This is a genomic window from Streptomyces sp. NPDC058663, from assembly GCF_042716745.1.
Lineage (GTDB): Bacteria > Actinomycetota > Actinomycetes > Streptomycetales > Streptomycetaceae > Streptomyces.
The window spans coordinates 1-14,278 of the sequence record NZ_JBHXRV010000029.1 but is presented as its reverse complement, the minus strand read 5'-3'; the positions used below and the strand labels follow the sequence as shown (position 1 = coordinate 14,278).

The following is a 14,278-nucleotide window of genomic DNA, read 5'->3' as shown; positions in this document are numbered from 1 at the left end:
GGCGCGTTAGTGGTGCGTGCCTATGCTCGCGGCGGCATACGGCCGTGGGGGCGGCCCGAACGTGCGCGGACCCGGCTGACTTCTTCGGGGAAGGCTCCATCGCCTGATGCGACGGCCGGTGTGCCGCTGTTCATGTTTTCGATGAGGGGATGCCCCATGCCAGCCACAGGAACTGCTGCCGTATGCCGCGGACGGTCCGCGCGCGTGCGAAGACCGGGGGAGGGACGTTTCCGGCGGACCGCACCGGTGTCCGGGGCAGGCGGCCCGTTCTGGCGGACCACCTGGGTCTGTGTCCTGGCTCTGCTGAGCAGCATGGTCGCGGTGATGACGGGGGCGACCGACGCGGCGGCCCTGCCCGAGCCGCGGAACACCTGGGTGGCCACCCAGAACATGCAGCAGAAGACCGAGGTCTGGGGCCGTGTGGAGGCCCTGGCAGGCAACCACCACGTGGTGGGCCTGCAGGAAGTCCCGCGCAGGAACGACGCCAACGGCTGGTGGGTCCCCGCGCCCCCGGACCGTGGGCAGGGCGTCGTCACACAGTTGACCGACCGGGGCGGCACCGGCCAGCTCCCCGCACTGCCGCCCAACGTGACCGAGTACCGGTGGAACATGGGCAGCAGCCGGTTCCCGGAAGAGCGTTACCTCTACCTGCTGCAGACCTCGAACACGACACACCCGCAGAACATCCCGCTGGGGATGGTCACCGATTCCCGGGCGAACCAGGCCCTGGACGTGGCAGCCGCCGGCAGCAGGCGAAATGCCCTTGTCCTGCTGGACGGTCAGCAGGGGCACACCCAGAACTTCATGGCGTACGCGTCGTATCACGCTGACGCGTTTGCCGGAAATGCGGCACAGGACATGGTCGCGGAGATAGCGGCGCAGGTCGAACCGCTCGGCCCGAACTGGGACTGGGCCGTGCTGGGGGACTTCAACCGGGGGCCGAACACCCTGATCAACGACCCGACCATCACCGGCCTCGATGCCACCGTCATCGCACCGGTCGACGAGCGGGGCACCCTCCTCCCCACCCACAATTCCGGTAACACCCTGGACTACATGATCACCTCCGCCCCCCAGGCCGCGTGGCAGCGTGCCACCGGCACCTGGGGCAACTCGGGCGCGGACCACCACTCAGTGATGTTCGGCAATCCGCGGGGAGGAGCGGAGCCGTCCCGGCACGTCGCCCTCGTGAACAGCAGCACCGACCTCGCCGTCACCGGAGTGGCAGCGCTGAGCACCCCGCGCGGCGAGCAGTTCAGGAACGCCACGTCCCAGATCTATTCGCTGAACTTCGCCACGCGCTCCGGCGAGCACGACTACTTCCACCTCGTGAATCAGGCCAGCGGGCTCTCCCTTATCTCAGGGGACTCCCGAGTGGTCGGGAACCTGGACAGGGCGAGCTCCACTCATCCACCGGAGCAGTTCCTGTGGCGTATCGACGGTGATCTCATTCGCAACATCCGGGGCGAGCGCCTGATCATGTGGGGGACCAACCACTCGCTGTCGATGGGCGCTCCCGTTCCCACGGAGCCCGAACCCTCCGCTTCCTGGTCGGTGAGTGAGGTGGACCTGGAGCACCTGGACACCGGCGGGTTCCCGGTGCAGGTGGACCAGCCGGTGTACCTCGCCAGCGAGCACAGCCTCCGGTACCTGCGGGACGACATCGCGGTGGACCGGGTCGTCGAAGGCCGCCTGAGCGACCACGCGGGCGTCCCCTACGAGAAATGGCTCCTGCGCGCGTCCGCGGCTGTGGCGGGCACGATGTACCTGGTGAGCGTGGCGTCGGGCAAGTGCCTGAGTTCGAGCCTCATTCCGATACTGGGGCACGCCATGGCCAAGACCGAGGCCTGCCCGACCGCCGGCAGCCGCCCCGACGCCGAGGAGCGCATGTCGTGGCAGTTCCTGGACGGCCAGATCTGGAATCCCTCCTACGGCTGGGCCGTGGGCAGCAACGCGACGGGGCCCGTCCCCGAAGGAACCCCGCTCACGGTCGGCAACGACAACTCGACCCGCTACGACCTGATGCCCACCGGGGACCCCACGGTTCCCGCAGTGCCCAACCCGCCGCCCCACGACGAGCTCAAGAAGCTGGCCGTCATGCCCCTGGGTGACTCCATCACCCTGGGAGTGGGCAGCGGCGGACGGACCGGGTACCGGCCCGCGCTGGCCCAGATGCTGGTGCAGGACGCCCCCGACGTGCAGTTCGTCGGCTCCATGCGGGATGCCGACGGCACCCGCCACGAGGGCCACTCCGGCTGGCGCATCGACCAGATCTCCGCGAACATCGAACGCTGGATGGAGCAGGCCAAGCCCAACCTGGTCCTCCTGCACATCGGCACCAACGACATGGACCGCGACTACCAGGTGGGCACCGCCCCGCAGCGTCTGGCCGGGCTGATCGACCAGATCCACGCGTCCTCCCCGAACACCGCGATCGTGGTCGCCTCCCTCGTCCCGGCGACCGACCGCACGGTGCAGGCCCGCGTGAACGCCTACAACCGGGCCATCCCCGGCATCGTCGCCGACCGGGCCCAGCGCGGCTACCGCGTCACCCAGGTCAGCATGAGCACGCTGACCGTGGCGGACCTCGACGACAACCTCCACCCCAACGACCGCGGCTACCGCAAGATGGCGGCCTCCTTCCACGGCGGCGTCATCACCGCGGCCCGCCACAAGTGGATCGACGAGAACGTCACCGTCAAGCCCGCCCCGCCAGGAACCGGCACCCCCACCGCGGCCGGTGACTACCGGGTCGACATCAACGGCGACGGCCGCTCGGACTATCTCGTCGTCGAGGACAACGGCGCCGTCCGCGCCTGGACCAGCTCCACCACGGCCGACGGCACGGTCAAGTGGGCGGACCAGGGCGTGATCGCCTCCGGTTCCGCGCAGTGGACCGGCGAGCGGGTCCGCTTCGCCGACGTCGCCGGCGACGCACGCGCCGACTACCTCGTCCTCGCCCCCAACGGCGCCGTACGCGCCCTCGTGAACGAGGGCGGCAACGGTCGCGGCGGCTGGCGGGACATCGGGACCATCGCTTCGGGGTCCGCCGCCTGGAACGACACCCAGGTCCGCTTCGCCGACATCGCAGGAGACGCCAAGGCCGACTACCTCATCGTCTCCCACCAGGGCGCCGTCCGTGCCTTCGTCAACACCACCGCCGCAGACGGCACGGTCAAATGGAGCGACCGGGGCACCGTAGCCACCGGCTCCGCCGGCTGGACCGCCGAGGACATCCGCTTCGCCGATGTCATGGGCGATGCCAAGGCCGACTACCTCGTCGTCTCCGACAACGGGGCCACCCAGGGCTACACCAACACCACCACCGCAGGCGGCGCCCTCAAGTGGGTCTACCAGGGTTACGTCGCCACTGGTTCCGCCGACTGGACCGGGGACCAGATCCGCTTCGCCGACGTCACGGGCGACGCACGGGCCGAGTACCTCGTCCTCGCTCCCAGCGGGGCCCTGAGCGGTTACGAGAACACCACCGGGACCGGGCCTTCCGTGAAGTGGACCAACCGGGGCGTCATCGCCACGGGCACGGGCAGTCCCTCGATCCGCGTCCGCATCTGACGCAGGCACACCGACGGGTCCCGGTCTCCGGGGTCCGTCGGTGTGCGCGCCGGGGGTGGCGGGTGCGCGCCTTTCGGGGCCGGCGCCCCCGAGCCTCCTCGGGCCCGCACCGCTCAGGAGCCCGGCACCGCCGCCCTCGCCGTGACCGCGTCCGCGGGGTCCCAGCCCGCCCGTGGTACCGAAGCCAGCAACAGCCGGGTGTACGGGTGTTGCGGAGCGGCCAGCACCGCCGATGTGGCCCCCTGCTCCACCACGGTGCCGCGGCGCATCACCAGCACCTCGTCCGTGACGTGCTGGACGACCGCCAGATCGTGGCTGACGAAGACCAGGGCGACCCCGGTGTCCCGGCGGATCTCGCCGAGCAGCGCGAGGATCTGAGCCTGGATCGAGACGTCCAGCGCGGCCACGGCCTCGTCGAGGACCAGCACCTCGGGATCCACCGCCAGCGCCCGCGCGATGGCGAGGCGCTGGCGCTGTCCGCCGGAGAGGCCGTGCGGCAGCGCCTGTGCCTCGCGGGCGCCGAGCCCCACCCGGTCGAGCAGCCCGTCCGCCAGGCTCTCCGGCCGGCCGTGCAGCCGCAGGGCCGTCGTCAGGCAGCGGCGGGCGGTGAGACGCGGGTCGAGTGAGACGTACGGGTCCTGGAAGACCATCTGGATCTCCCGGGCCCTGGCGAGCCTGGCAGTCCTGCCGCGCGGGGTGCGTGGGGCCCGGGTACGGCCGCCGACGCGGACGGTGCCCGCGTCGGGGCGTACGAGACCCACGAGCATGCGGGCCACCGTCGTCTTGCCGGAACCCGACTCGCCGACGATTCCCAGCGAACCGCCGCCCCGCACCGCGAAGGAGACGGCGTCGGCCGCGGTGAGGGCACCGCCGCCGGGGAGCCGGTAGGTCTTCCGCAGCCCCTCCGCGGTCAGCAGCGGTGCGGGCCGGGGCGTCGTGGTGGTCATCGGGGGTTTCCCTTCTCCGTGTTGCCCGCTCCCGCACCGGTCCCCGTAGGCGCGGTGGTGAGGACGGGCAGGCGACGGCAGCTCGCGGTGCCGCCGCCGGGCAGCGCGACCGGTTCCGGCTTCCAGGTGGTGCACTGCGGTTCGGCGTCCGGGCAGCGGCCGGCGAACTCGCAGCCACCGAAGGCATCGGCCAGCGACGGCGGGCGCCCCGGGATCGGGCGGATCTCCCGGCCGCCCTCGCCGAGCGTCGGCGAGCAGGCGAGCAGTCCGCGTGTGTAGGGGTGCCGGGGCCGCTCGAAGAGGGTCGCGGCGGTCTGCTCCTCGACGACGCGCCCGGCGTACATGACGTACACCCGGTCGCAGTAGGCGGCTGCCAGATGCAGGTCGTGCGTGATGAACAGCATGCCGAGGTTGCGCTCGGCCCGCAGGGTGCGCAGCAGGGCGAGAATTTCGGCCTGCGTGGTGACGTCCAGGGCGCTGGTCGCCTCGTCGGCGAGCAGCAGCCTCGGTTCGGCGGCCAGCGCGCCCGCGATGACCACGCGCTGGAGCATGCCGCCGGACAGTTCGTGCGGGCGCTGGCGGACGCGGCGCTCGGGGTCGGGCAGGCCGACCGCGGCGAGGAGTTCGACGGCCCGGGTGCGGGCGGCCTTCTTGTCGAGTCCCGTGCCCGCGAGCCGTTCCAGCAGGAAGTCGCCGATGCGGCGGACCGGGTTGAGGGCGGCGCGCGGGTCCTGGTGGACCATGGCGACCGTACGGGCCCGGTGGGCGCGCAGGGCCTCGCCCCCCAGGGCGAGGACGTCGGTGCCCTCCACCCGCACCGACCCGCAGACGGCGGTGCCCGCGGGCAGCGTGCGCAACGCCGCCCTGGCCGTCGTCGACTTGCCGGAACCGGATTCGCCGACCAGGCCGACCACCTCACCGGCCGCCACCCGCAGGGAGACGCCGGTGAGTACCGGGCGGGCAGTGCCGGGCAGTTCGAGGGTGAGGTTCTCGATGTCGAGGAGCATGCGGTTACCTCCCGCTGTCGAGTCGGTCGGCGGCCCGGACCCCGACGACGTTGAAGGACACCACGACGAGGGCGATGGCGACACCGGGCACCAGGGCGGGCAGCAGCGCGCCCTGCACGACGGCCGCCTGGCCCTCCTGGACCATCAGTCCCCAGTCCGAGCTGGGCGGCTGGGTGCCGAAGCCCAGGTAGGAGAGCGTGGCCAGCGACATCAGGGCCTCGCCGAACAGCACGACCAGGTAGCCGAGGACCGAACGGCCCAGGTTGGGCACGAGGTGGCGGGCGCAGATCCGGATGCCGCCCATGCCCTGGACGCGGTAGGCGTCGACGTAGGGCTTGCGGCGTTCGGCGAGTGCCAGGGAACGGGTGTACTTGGCGACCGTCGGGGTGTACGCGAGACCGAGCGCGAGCACCGAGGTGGTGATCCCGGCGCCGAAGACGGCGATGATCAGGACGGTGAACAGCAGGCCGGGGAAGGCGTACATCACGTCGGTGAGCCGGGAGACGAGGGTGTCCGTCCAGCCGCCCCGCCAGGCGGCGAGGGTGCCGAGCGTGACGCCGAGGAGTGCGGCGATGGCGAGCAGCAGGATCGGCGCGATCAGGCTGGTGCGCGCGCCGTGCAGCACCCGGGAGAGCAGGTCCTGGCCCGAGGCGTCGGTGCCCAGGAGGTGGTCGGCGCCGGTGCCGACGAGGGACGCCGAGAGGTCGATGGCGTCGGGTGCGTACGGGGAGACGAACGGTGCGAGGACGGCGGCGAGGACCACGAGGGCGAGGACCGCCCCGGCGACGATGACGCTCGGGGGCCTGCGCGAGGCGGACTTGAGCCCGGCCGGGGCGAGGGTCGACGCGCTCATCCGGCAACCTCCTTCACACGCGGGTCGAGCAGGGGATGGACCAGGTCGACGAGCGTCGTGACGACGATGTAGCCGGTGACCATCAGCAGGAGCACGGCCTGCGCGACAGGGAAGTCGTGCGTGTTGATCGCGCCGACGAGCAGCGAGCCGATGCCGCTGATCCCGAAGGCCGTCTCCACGACGACGGTGCCGGCGAGCATGCCCGCCATGACCAGGCCGCACATCGTGATGATCGGCCCCAGTGCGTTGCGCAGGACGTGCCGGCGGACGATGTCACGTTCGGGGATGCCGGAGGCACGGGCGGCCTCCACGTGGTCGGCGGCACCCGCGTCCGCCATGGACTGGCGGGTGACCCGGCTGATCAGCGCGAGCGCGCCGAGTGCCAGCGAAACGGCGGGCAGCGTCAGATGGTGCACGGTGCCCGCGAACCCCTCGCCGCTGCCGGTCACCGGGAACCAGCCGAGCTGGACGCCGAACAGTGCGACCAGCGCGATGGCGGAGACGAACGAGGGCACGGACGCCGCCAGCGTGGTCCCGCCGACGACTGCCGAGTCCACCCAGGTGCCTTTGCGGACCGAGGCGAGAATCCCGGCGCCGACGCCCAGGACGACGAAGAGCACCGTCGCGTACGCCACGAGGGCGAACGTCGTCGGGAAGCGCGCGAGCAACAGCCCGGCGACCTCGTCGCTGTACTTGAAGGACCGGCCGAGGTCGAACTGGAGACAGTCGCCGAGCCAGCGGCCGTACTGCACGACCAGGGGTTCGTCGAGGTGGTACTGGGCCCTGACGAGTTCCAGCTTCTCGGGGGTGAGTTTGTCGCGGCCCCCGGCCAGGAAGACAGCAGGGTCGCCTGGCGCCGCGTACACGGCGGCGAAGATGACGAAGGAGGCGGCGAGGAGGGTGGCCAGCAGGCCGGCCAGCCGCCGGGAGATCCGGGCGAGCATCGGTGGTCAGCCCTTCTTCGCGCCGAGTCCGGCGGCCCACGGGTAGTAGAGGTAGGCCATGGAGGCGGGCGGTCCGGTCAGCTTCTCGTTGAGGACCAGGACGGACGGCACCTGGGCGACGGAGATCCACACGGCCGCGTCGGTGAACGTCTTCTGGACGTCGACGGCGAGCTTCGCCCGCTTGGCGTCGTCGAGGGTGGCGAGCGCCTGCTTGACCTTGGCGTCGTACGCCGGGTCCTTGAAGCCGACCCAGTTGTTGGAGGAGCCGGAGAGCGCGTTGTCGTAGAAGCCCATCGGGTCGGCCTTGGAGATGTACCAGTCGGCGACGAGCACGTCGATCTCACCGCGGACGCCCGGGTCGCTGTAGTACTGCTCGAACTGCGACGTCGGCACCGTCTTGATCTGCCCCTTGAGGCCGATGCGCTGGAGCGCGGCGCGGACCGCGCCTGCGACGACGCTGCGGCCCTGGCTGGCGTCCGTGCCGATCACGATCGGCTCGGTGGGAGCCGCGCCCGCCTCCTTGACCAGCTTCTTCGCGGCGGCGATGTCGTCCGCCGTGGGGCTTGCGGGGGCGTGGGCGATGTCCTTCTGGGCCGCCGCGAAGACGTCCTTCTCGTAACCCCAGGCGCCGGAGCCGACCGGTGTGCTCCAGGGCTGCACCATCGAGCCGTAACCGGAGGCGGCGATGCCCTTGCGGTCGAGCGCCAGGGAGAGGGCCCGGCGGATCTTGGGGTCCTTCAGGCCGCCGCGCTCGGTCGGTATGAGGACGAGCGAGGCGGTGGAAGGGCCGTAGTGCTGCTCGATGCCCTTCTTGCCGTGGAGTGCGGAGGCGGTGTTGGGGGACTCGGCGTACGCACCGTCGGCGGCCCCGGTGGTCAAGGCGTTGACGAGCGCGCTGTCGCCCGCCCAGCGGAAGGTGACCTGCTTGGTCAGCGGCTTCGTCCCCCAGTAGCCGTCGTGGCGGCGCAGGGTGATCGAGTCGCCGGACTTCCACTCGCCCAGCGTGTACGGGCCTGTGCAGGCGTCGGGCTGTCCCGGCGTGCCGAAGTCCTTGCCCGCCTTCTCGACCTGCTCCTTGTTCCAGACGATGCCCGCGTCACCGGCGAGCGCCTTGAAGAACATGGCGTCGGGCGCCTTGAAGTCAATGGTGATCTGCCGGTCGCCGGTCTTCTTCATCGCGGCGACGTTGCCGAACTCGTCGCCCTGTTCCATGTCCGGGTCGGCGTGCCGCTTCAGGCTCCACAGCACGTCGTCGGCGGTCATCGGGGTGCCGTCGTGGAAGGTGACGCCGGAGCGCAGGGTCAGGACGAGGGTGGTGTCGTCCGGCGTCTCGGCCTTCTCGGCGAGGAAGGGCTTCGTCGACATGTCCGGCTGGAGCTGGTAGAGCCGCTCGCAGACGTTGGTGAGGACGACGCGGCCCGCGCTGGAGCCCTGGGTGTCCAGGTCGAGGGAGTCCGGCTCGTCCTCCAGGAGCCAGTTCGCGTGCGCGAGTTCCCCCTTGGCCGCTGGGGTCGTGGGGGAGAGGGTCAGGGCGGCCGCCTCGGCCCGGCCCGTGGTGCCCGCGGCGTTCTGGGTCGCTCCGCTGCAACCGGCGGCCAGCGCGACCGACGTCACGACGAGGCCCGCGGTCAGGGCCGTTCTTCTCGGGGAGATGCGGTTCATCACTGAATTCCCGTCAGTTCTGGCCGTACGGGCCGTCGTAGAGGTTCCAGGGGAGGTGCTGGTACTCGCGGTCGCAGGGAGTGCCGGCGGTCACGTGGTAGTCGCCGGTGGTCAGGTCGGCCAGGGAGGAGACGAGCGTGGTCCAGCGCTCGACGAGGGGCTTGCGCGGGTCGGGGTGGGTGCACAGGGATTCCGGGTGGCCGAGGTGGTCCGACATCGCGCGGCGGACGATTCTGCGCGACTCGTCGGGCCCCGCGGAGTCGCGCAGCGCCCGGAGCCCCTGCTCGGCGCGCGGTACGCGTACGAGCGAGTCGGAGGACATCGGGCGGTATCCGGTGGCGGCCAGCGGGCCGGGGATTCCCGCCTGGTAGTGGTTGCCGTGCACCAGAAGGCCGTCTGTCGGGTACATCCAGCCGTGCCCGGCCGGGGTGGTCTCCAGGTCGATGGCGAAGCCCTCGCGGCAGGTCAGCAGGGCGTTGCTGGCGATGTGCGCCCGGGTGCGGCACAGGACGTCGAGGGCGTCGGTGAGGGTGGACTGGTCCAGGACGCTGCGGCGCACGACTGTCTGGGGCAGGCCGACCGTGTCGTCGAAGCGTCCGCCGAGGCCGTTGGCGTTGAGGGCGATCCCGGCCGAGTTGGCGCCCTGGCGGCCGACCTGTCCGGCCTCGACCTGCATGACCAGGGTGGGCTTGGGGGGCTGGACGATGCGGATCATGACGACGGTGTCGGCGACGCCCGCGCGCCAGTCCCAGTTCTGCCCGGCGTAGACGTGTCCGTCGCCGCTGGCCTCGCCGTAGGCGGCGAAGGAGGTGCAGCCCTCGGCGGGTTCCTCGTCGGCGGGCGAGAAGGGGGCCCCGGGACGGCCGGCCGCGGGGCCGGCGCCCGAGGGGCCGGCGCCGGAAGAGGTGTCCGCGGGGCCGGTGTCCGCGGGGCCGGTGTCCGCGGGGCCGGTGTCCGCGGGGCCGGTGTCCGCGGGGGCGGCGTCCGCTTCCATTCGCGCGAAGGACTTGTCGTAGATGACCTCACCGCGTGCGTTCAGGGCGAGGACGTCGAGCAGGCGTACCCCCGCGCCGTCCGCGATGCCCTGCATCTCCTCGACGAGGTGGGGTGCGTAGGCGCGTACGGGCTCCAGCCAGCGGGCGGCACGGGCGGTCACCTGCTCCCAGGTCAGACCGGCGGAGCAGCCGAAGGCCTCCTCGTAGTAGCGGAGCGCGGCGTGCAGCTGGGGGCGTACGGCCTCGCCGTACTGACGACCGCGGGCGAGCGGGCTGCCGGAGACCTCGACGACCGGGAGGACCCGGGCGGGGGCGGGTGCCGTGGGACGGGATGCCATTCTTCTCCTCGCGACGGAACGGTCCCGCGAGCGGCGGTCACAGGATCACCATGATCATGTAACGTCGATTCCAGGATCCGTTCCTCTTGGAACGTTCTGCCCAGGACAGTAACGCCCGTCACACGGAAGTCAATGGTTGTAATGGAGATTCCAGAAAGCGACACCGGAGTGACGCGGCTGCGCGCCACGATTCGCGACCAATGGGAGGAACTGTCCGCCTCGGAGCGTGCCGTGGCGCAGTACCTGGTCAGCGCCCCCGTCGAGCAGCTCCTCTTCGCGAGCGCCCAGGAGCTGGGAGCCGCGAGCTCCACCAGCAACGCCACCGTCGTACGCGCGCTCCAGCGCCTCGGCTACGCCGGCCTGCCCGCCCTCAAGCGTGATCTGGCCAACGACTTCACCTCGGCCGTCGCGCCCGAGGTACGCCTCAAGCAGCGCATCGCCCACGTGGGCCAGGACCTCGACTCCATCTGGGGCGACGTCTTCGACGAGGCGCAGGAGCGCATCGGCCACTGCCGCCGGCTCACCGAGCCTGAGGCGCTGAGGCGTGCGGTGACGGTGCTCGCCGAGGCGCACGAGGTGTTCTGCTACGCGATCGCCGCGTCGGAGCCGGGGGCCCGCCACCTCGCACTCGCCCTCGGCAGGATCGGCCGCCGCGCCCGCTTCGTCTCCGAGACCGGCTTCGCCCTCGCGGACCAGCTGCTCGCCCTCGGCCAGGGCGACGCCGTGGTGATCTTCCAGCCCGGGCGGAGGCTGGTCGAGCTGACCGTGATGATGGAACGGGCCAGGGCCGTCGGAGCCAGGGTGATCCTCGTGACGGACGAACTGGGCGAGGAGTACGCCGACCGCGTCGAGGCCGTCCTGACCGCGCCGCACACCCCGACCGGGATCACCGCCGAGTCACTGACCGCACTGCTGGTCGCGGACGCGCTGATCCTGGCGCTGGCCACGCTGGACGAGACCCGCGCGGTGGAGTCCTCGCACCAGCTGACGGCTCTGCGGGAACAGCTCCTCGACCCCAGGCGGCGCGGCTGAACCGGTCGGGAAGCCGGTCTCAGCCGATTTCCGCACCTCTGGACTTTTGTGCACCTGGGGGTTCATGAATGCGCGGGAAGCGGGCACCGGCATCGCAGAGGAGGGGAGGAAGACCCTCCGGATCCGGTCCGGCGCCACGCCCGGGCCGACGACGACGAAGAAGGTGGAGAGATCGTGACGAAGGTCGAGGAGTCCGTCGAGGTCGGCGTTCCGGTGCGCACCGTCTACGACCAGTGGACCCAGTTCGAGTCGTTCCCCCAGTTCATGGACGGTGTGGAGCGCATCGAGCAGCGCACCGACAAACTGACCCACTGGGTCACCAAGATCGGCGGCGTGAGCCGGGAGTTCGACGCCGAGATCACCGAGCAGATCCCCGACGAGCGCGTCGCGTGGAAGGCGCTCGGCGGTGAGGTCAAGCAGGCCGGTGTGGTCACCTTCCACCGGCTGGACGAGAAGCGGACCAAGGTGATGCTGCAGCTCGACTACGAGCCCGAGGGCCTGGCGGAGAACGTCGGTGACAAGCTCGGCGTCGTCAAGCGGCAGATCACGGGCGACCTGAAGCGGTTCAAGACGTTCATCGAGGAACGCGGCCACGAGACGGGCGCCTGGCGCGGCCAGGTCTGACCTCCCGCCGCATCGGCACCCCGATGAAATCCGGCCACGCCCGCACCCGCAGAAGACCCGGCGCAGCCCCCGCACGAACGGTGCGGGGGCTGCGTCCTGCTCCGGGTCACCGGCTGCGGCCGGACCCGCTGCAACCGGCCGTGCCGGATGGGCAGGCGGGCGTCAGGAGGCCGGATAGCGGGCCCGGTGCAGCTGCTGGGCCAAGTGGTAGGTGTTCACGGCCAGGGTGTGGGTGGTGGAGGCCACGGCTTCGGGTGTCCCGTCGAGATCCTGATAGTCGGTGCCCTGCTGGGCCTCGCCCACCCAGTACGTCACCGCGCCGGGGGCCAGGGAGAAACCGACGTCGTTGAGGCCCTGGAAGAGGTCGGCGCTGACCTTGTGTGCGCCGTCCTCGTTGCCCACGACCGCCACAGCGGCGACCTTGCCGTACGTGCGCAGACGACCCTCGCTGTCCGTTTCGGAGAGCTCGGCGTCCAGGCGCTCCAGCACGCGCTGGCAGATGCTGGAGGGGTGACCGAGCCAGATGGGCGTGGCGAGCAGCAGGATGTCGGCGGCCATCACCTTCTCCCGCAGGGCGGGCCAGGCGTCGCCCTCACCCATGTCGAGCTCGACACCTGGCCGTACGTCGTGGTCGGCCACGCGTACGGTCTCCACCGCGGCCCCCAGCTTCTCGAACTCCGCGCCCACCTGTTCCGCCAGGAGCTGGCTGCTGGACGGCTCGGGGGAGGGGTTCAACGTACAGACGAGGGACAGCACACGCATGTCGTACTCCTTCTGGCCTCTGAGGGGCTCGGGTGGCGGCGCCGGAGCCGGTTGCCGGACGCGTCTCCTGGTACCCGTGCAGGCGAGTTTGCCCTGTCCGGAGGCCCGCCGCTCCCGGGGCGCGGCCCTTCCTCAGCTCCTGGTGAGGTGTGGCTGACGGGGTACGGGGGGAACGCGGGGCAATCGGCGGGCCACTCATTTTTGTGCGCAGAACCTCGCAATATGCATCTTTTCGTGCGAATCGGTTACGTGAGGAGGGTGGGCAGCACTGCGTATGCCCGTCATTCACTGCTGAACAGGATCGTGCAGCCCGGAGCCGGACGTCTGCGTCCGGTGAGACCGGACACCTCGGTCCGGTGAGAACCGACAAGGAGTTCCTATGCGTGTCGCATTCCTCGTGGCCCCCGAAGGCATCGAGCAGGTCGAGCTGACCGAACCCTGGGCGGCCGTGGGCGCTGCCGGTGGTACCCCTGTTCTCGTTTCCACCGAGTCAGGCCAGGTGCAGGCCTTCCACCACCTCGACAAGGCCGACACCTTTCCGGTGGACCAGGTCGTGGGCGAGGCGTCGGTGGAGGACTTCGACGGCCTCGTACTGCCGGGCGGTGTCGCCAACCCGGACGCGCTGCGGATGGACGAGAAGGCCGTCGCCCTCGTGAAGGCCTTCTTCGACGCGGGCAAGCCGGTCGCCGCGATCTGCCACGCACCGTGGTCCCTGATCGAGGCCGACGTCCTGCGCGGCCGCACGCTCACCTCGTGGCCCAGCCTGCGCACGGACATCCGCAACGCCGGGGGCACCTGGGTGGACGAGCAGGTCAAGATCTGCACCGGCGGCCCCAACACCCTGATCACCAGCCGCAAGCCGGACGACCTCAAGGCGTTCTGCGAGGCGCTGGTCGGCGAATTCGGCAAGAAGGACGAGGGGGAGCGCGACGCATGAGCGACACGGGAAGGGCGGACGACGTCTACCAGCCGGACGGCGGCAACGAGGAACAGGCGGACGCGGCTCCGCTGGACCTGCAGGACGCCGTCGACGAGCGGAGTTACGACGACATGCTCGACGAGGGGTACTCACCCCCGGAGAAGCCCCTCGGCGTGACCCAATCAGGCACCACGGCGGCGGAGCAGCAGGAGGGCGAGTCCCTCGACGAGCGGCTGAGCCAGGAGCTCCCCGACGTGGGGGAGCGCCCCGCTGACGAGGACCCCGACGGTATCGGCGACCTGCCCGGCGGTACGGGCGAACCTCTCGACCCGGAGGCGGGGGCCGACCGGGCGGGGCGGCTGGTGGCCCCGGACGAAGGGGCCCGCCAGGACGTGACCAAGGATCTCGTCGCGTCCGACGCGGGCATCGACGGAGGGGCAGCGGCGGCCGAGGAGGCGGCGGTCCACGTGGTCGAGGACGCGGACCTGCCGCCGGCGGACGCCCCTGCCGAAGACGGCCAGGAGCGCTGACCATCCCCACGGAGTCCCGGAATCCTGAAGCCCCGGGATCCCGGGGCTCCCGCCGAGACGGTTCCGGGGCCCGGCCCTGGACAGGGCCGGGC

General features: G+C 71.2%; 12 protein-coding genes. 5 read left to right on the top strand and 7 right to left on the bottom strand.

Features of this window, described 5'->3' with window-relative positions; all coding sequences use genetic code 11:
• Positions 1-246: 246 nt before the first annotated feature.
• A complete protein-coding gene (locus ACFWVV_RS21590) occupies positions 247-3,573 on the top strand; it encodes a GDSL-type esterase/lipase family protein (RefSeq protein WP_384354001.1) in 3,327 nt (1,108 codons plus the stop codon).
• Positions 3,574-3,686: 113 nt separating this feature from the next.
• Here the strand turns inward: ACFWVV_RS21590 and ACFWVV_RS21585 are convergent, their stop codons facing one another.
• Genes ACFWVV_RS21585 through ACFWVV_RS21560 form a run of 6 tightly spaced genes read right to left on the bottom strand, consistent with a single transcriptional unit; the run spans position 3,687 to position 10,319 of the window.
• Positions 3,687-4,520: an ABC transporter ATP-binding protein gene (locus tag ACFWVV_RS21585; RefSeq protein WP_384353999.1), complete on the bottom strand. Its 834-nt coding sequence runs from the start codon at positions 4,518-4,520 to the stop codon at positions 3,687-3,689.
• Entirely contained in the window at positions 4,517-5,527 is a 1,011-nt protein-coding gene (locus ACFWVV_RS21580; protein WP_384353997.1) for an ABC transporter ATP-binding protein, read from the bottom strand. Before ACFWVV_RS21580 ends, ACFWVV_RS21585 begins: the two co-directional genes overlap by 4 nt.
• Positions 5,528-5,531: 4 nt before the next feature.
• Complete coding sequence (locus ACFWVV_RS21575) at positions 5,532-6,380, bottom strand: ABC transporter permease (RefSeq protein ID WP_384353995.1); 849 nt, start codon at positions 6,378-6,380, stop codon at positions 5,532-5,534.
• On the bottom strand, positions 6,377-7,324 hold the full coding sequence (locus tag ACFWVV_RS21570; protein WP_384353993.1) for an ABC transporter permease: 948 nt from the start codon (positions 7,322-7,324) through the stop codon (positions 6,377-6,379). Before ACFWVV_RS21570 ends, ACFWVV_RS21575 begins: the two co-directional genes overlap by 4 nt.
• A gap of 6 nt (positions 7,325-7,330) precedes the next feature.
• A complete protein-coding gene (locus ACFWVV_RS21565; RefSeq protein WP_384353991.1) occupies positions 7,331-8,986 on the bottom strand; it encodes an ABC transporter substrate-binding protein in 1,656 nt (551 codons plus the stop codon).
• Between the two features lie 13 nt (positions 8,987-8,999).
• Complete coding sequence (locus ACFWVV_RS21560) at positions 9,000-10,319, bottom strand: C45 family autoproteolytic acyltransferase/hydolase (protein WP_384353989.1); 1,320 nt, start codon at positions 10,317-10,319, stop codon at positions 9,000-9,002.
• A 141-nt stretch (positions 10,320-10,460) separates the two neighbouring features.
• Between ACFWVV_RS21560 and ACFWVV_RS21555 the strand changes: the two genes are divergently transcribed.
• Positions 10,461-11,351: a MurR/RpiR family transcriptional regulator gene (locus ACFWVV_RS21555; protein ID WP_384353987.1), complete on the top strand. Its 891-nt coding sequence runs from the start codon at positions 10,461-10,463 to the stop codon at positions 11,349-11,351.
• Between the two features lie 174 nt (positions 11,352-11,525).
• A complete protein-coding gene (locus ACFWVV_RS21550) occupies positions 11,526-11,975 on the top strand; it encodes an SRPBCC family protein (protein ID WP_384353985.1) in 450 nt (149 codons plus the stop codon).
• A 162-nt stretch (positions 11,976-12,137) separates the two neighbouring features.
• Here ACFWVV_RS21550 and ACFWVV_RS21545 read toward each other — a convergent pair whose 3' ends face one another.
• Entirely contained in the window at positions 12,138-12,737 is a 600-nt protein-coding gene (locus ACFWVV_RS21545; RefSeq protein ID WP_384353983.1) for a flavodoxin family protein, read from the bottom strand.
• Positions 12,738-13,116: 379 nt separating this feature from the next.
• On the opposite strand from ACFWVV_RS21545, the gene ACFWVV_RS21540 reads away from it, so the two are divergent.
• Positions 13,117-13,674 carry a type 1 glutamine amidotransferase domain-containing protein gene (locus ACFWVV_RS21540; protein WP_384353981.1) on the top strand — a complete coding sequence of 186 codons (558 nt, stop codon included), beginning with the start codon at positions 13,117-13,119 and terminating at the stop codon, positions 13,672-13,674.
• Positions 13,671-14,186: a DUF5709 domain-containing protein gene (locus ACFWVV_RS21535; RefSeq protein WP_384353979.1), complete on the top strand. Its 516-nt coding sequence runs from the start codon at positions 13,671-13,673 to the stop codon at positions 14,184-14,186. Before ACFWVV_RS21540 ends, ACFWVV_RS21535 begins: the two co-directional genes overlap by 4 nt.
• Positions 14,187-14,278 lie beyond the last annotated feature (92 nt).

What these genes read in the sequence shown, in the direction of transcription:
- ACFWVV_RS21575 (WP_384353995.1), bottom strand. Translation starts at nt 6,380, where the DNA reads ATGAGCGCGTCGACCCTCGCCCCGGCCGGGCTCAAGTCCGCCTCGCGC.
- ACFWVV_RS21555 (WP_384353987.1), top strand. Translation starts at nt 10,461, where the DNA reads ATGGAGATTCCAGAAAGCGACACCGGAGTGACGCGGCTGCGCGCCACG.
- ACFWVV_RS21540 (WP_384353981.1), top strand. Translation starts at nt 13,117, where the DNA reads ATGCGTGTCGCATTCCTCGTGGCCCCCGAAGGCATCGAGCAGGTCGAG.
- ACFWVV_RS21535 (WP_384353979.1), top strand. Translation starts at nt 13,671, where the DNA reads ATGAGCGACACGGGAAGGGCGGACGACGTCTACCAGCCGGACGGCGGC.
- ACFWVV_RS21585 (WP_384353999.1), bottom strand. Translation starts at nt 4,520, where the DNA reads ATGACCACCACGACGCCCCGGCCCGCACCGCTGCTGACCGCGGAGGGG.
- ACFWVV_RS21545 (WP_384353983.1), bottom strand. Translation starts at nt 12,737, where the DNA reads ATGCGTGTGCTGTCCCTCGTCTGTACGTTGAACCCCTCCCCCGAGCCG.
- ACFWVV_RS21560 (WP_384353989.1), bottom strand. Translation starts at nt 10,319, where the DNA reads ATGGCATCCCGTCCCACGGCACCCGCCCCCGCCCGGGTCCTCCCGGTC.
- ACFWVV_RS21580 (WP_384353997.1), bottom strand. Translation starts at nt 5,527, where the DNA reads ATGCTCCTCGACATCGAGAACCTCACCCTCGAACTGCCCGGCACTGCC.
- ACFWVV_RS21565 (WP_384353991.1), bottom strand. Translation starts at nt 8,986, where the DNA reads ATGAACCGCATCTCCCCGAGAAGAACGGCCCTGACCGCGGGCCTCGTC.
- ACFWVV_RS21570 (WP_384353993.1), bottom strand. Translation starts at nt 7,324, where the DNA reads ATGCTCGCCCGGATCTCCCGGCGGCTGGCCGGCCTGCTGGCCACCCTC.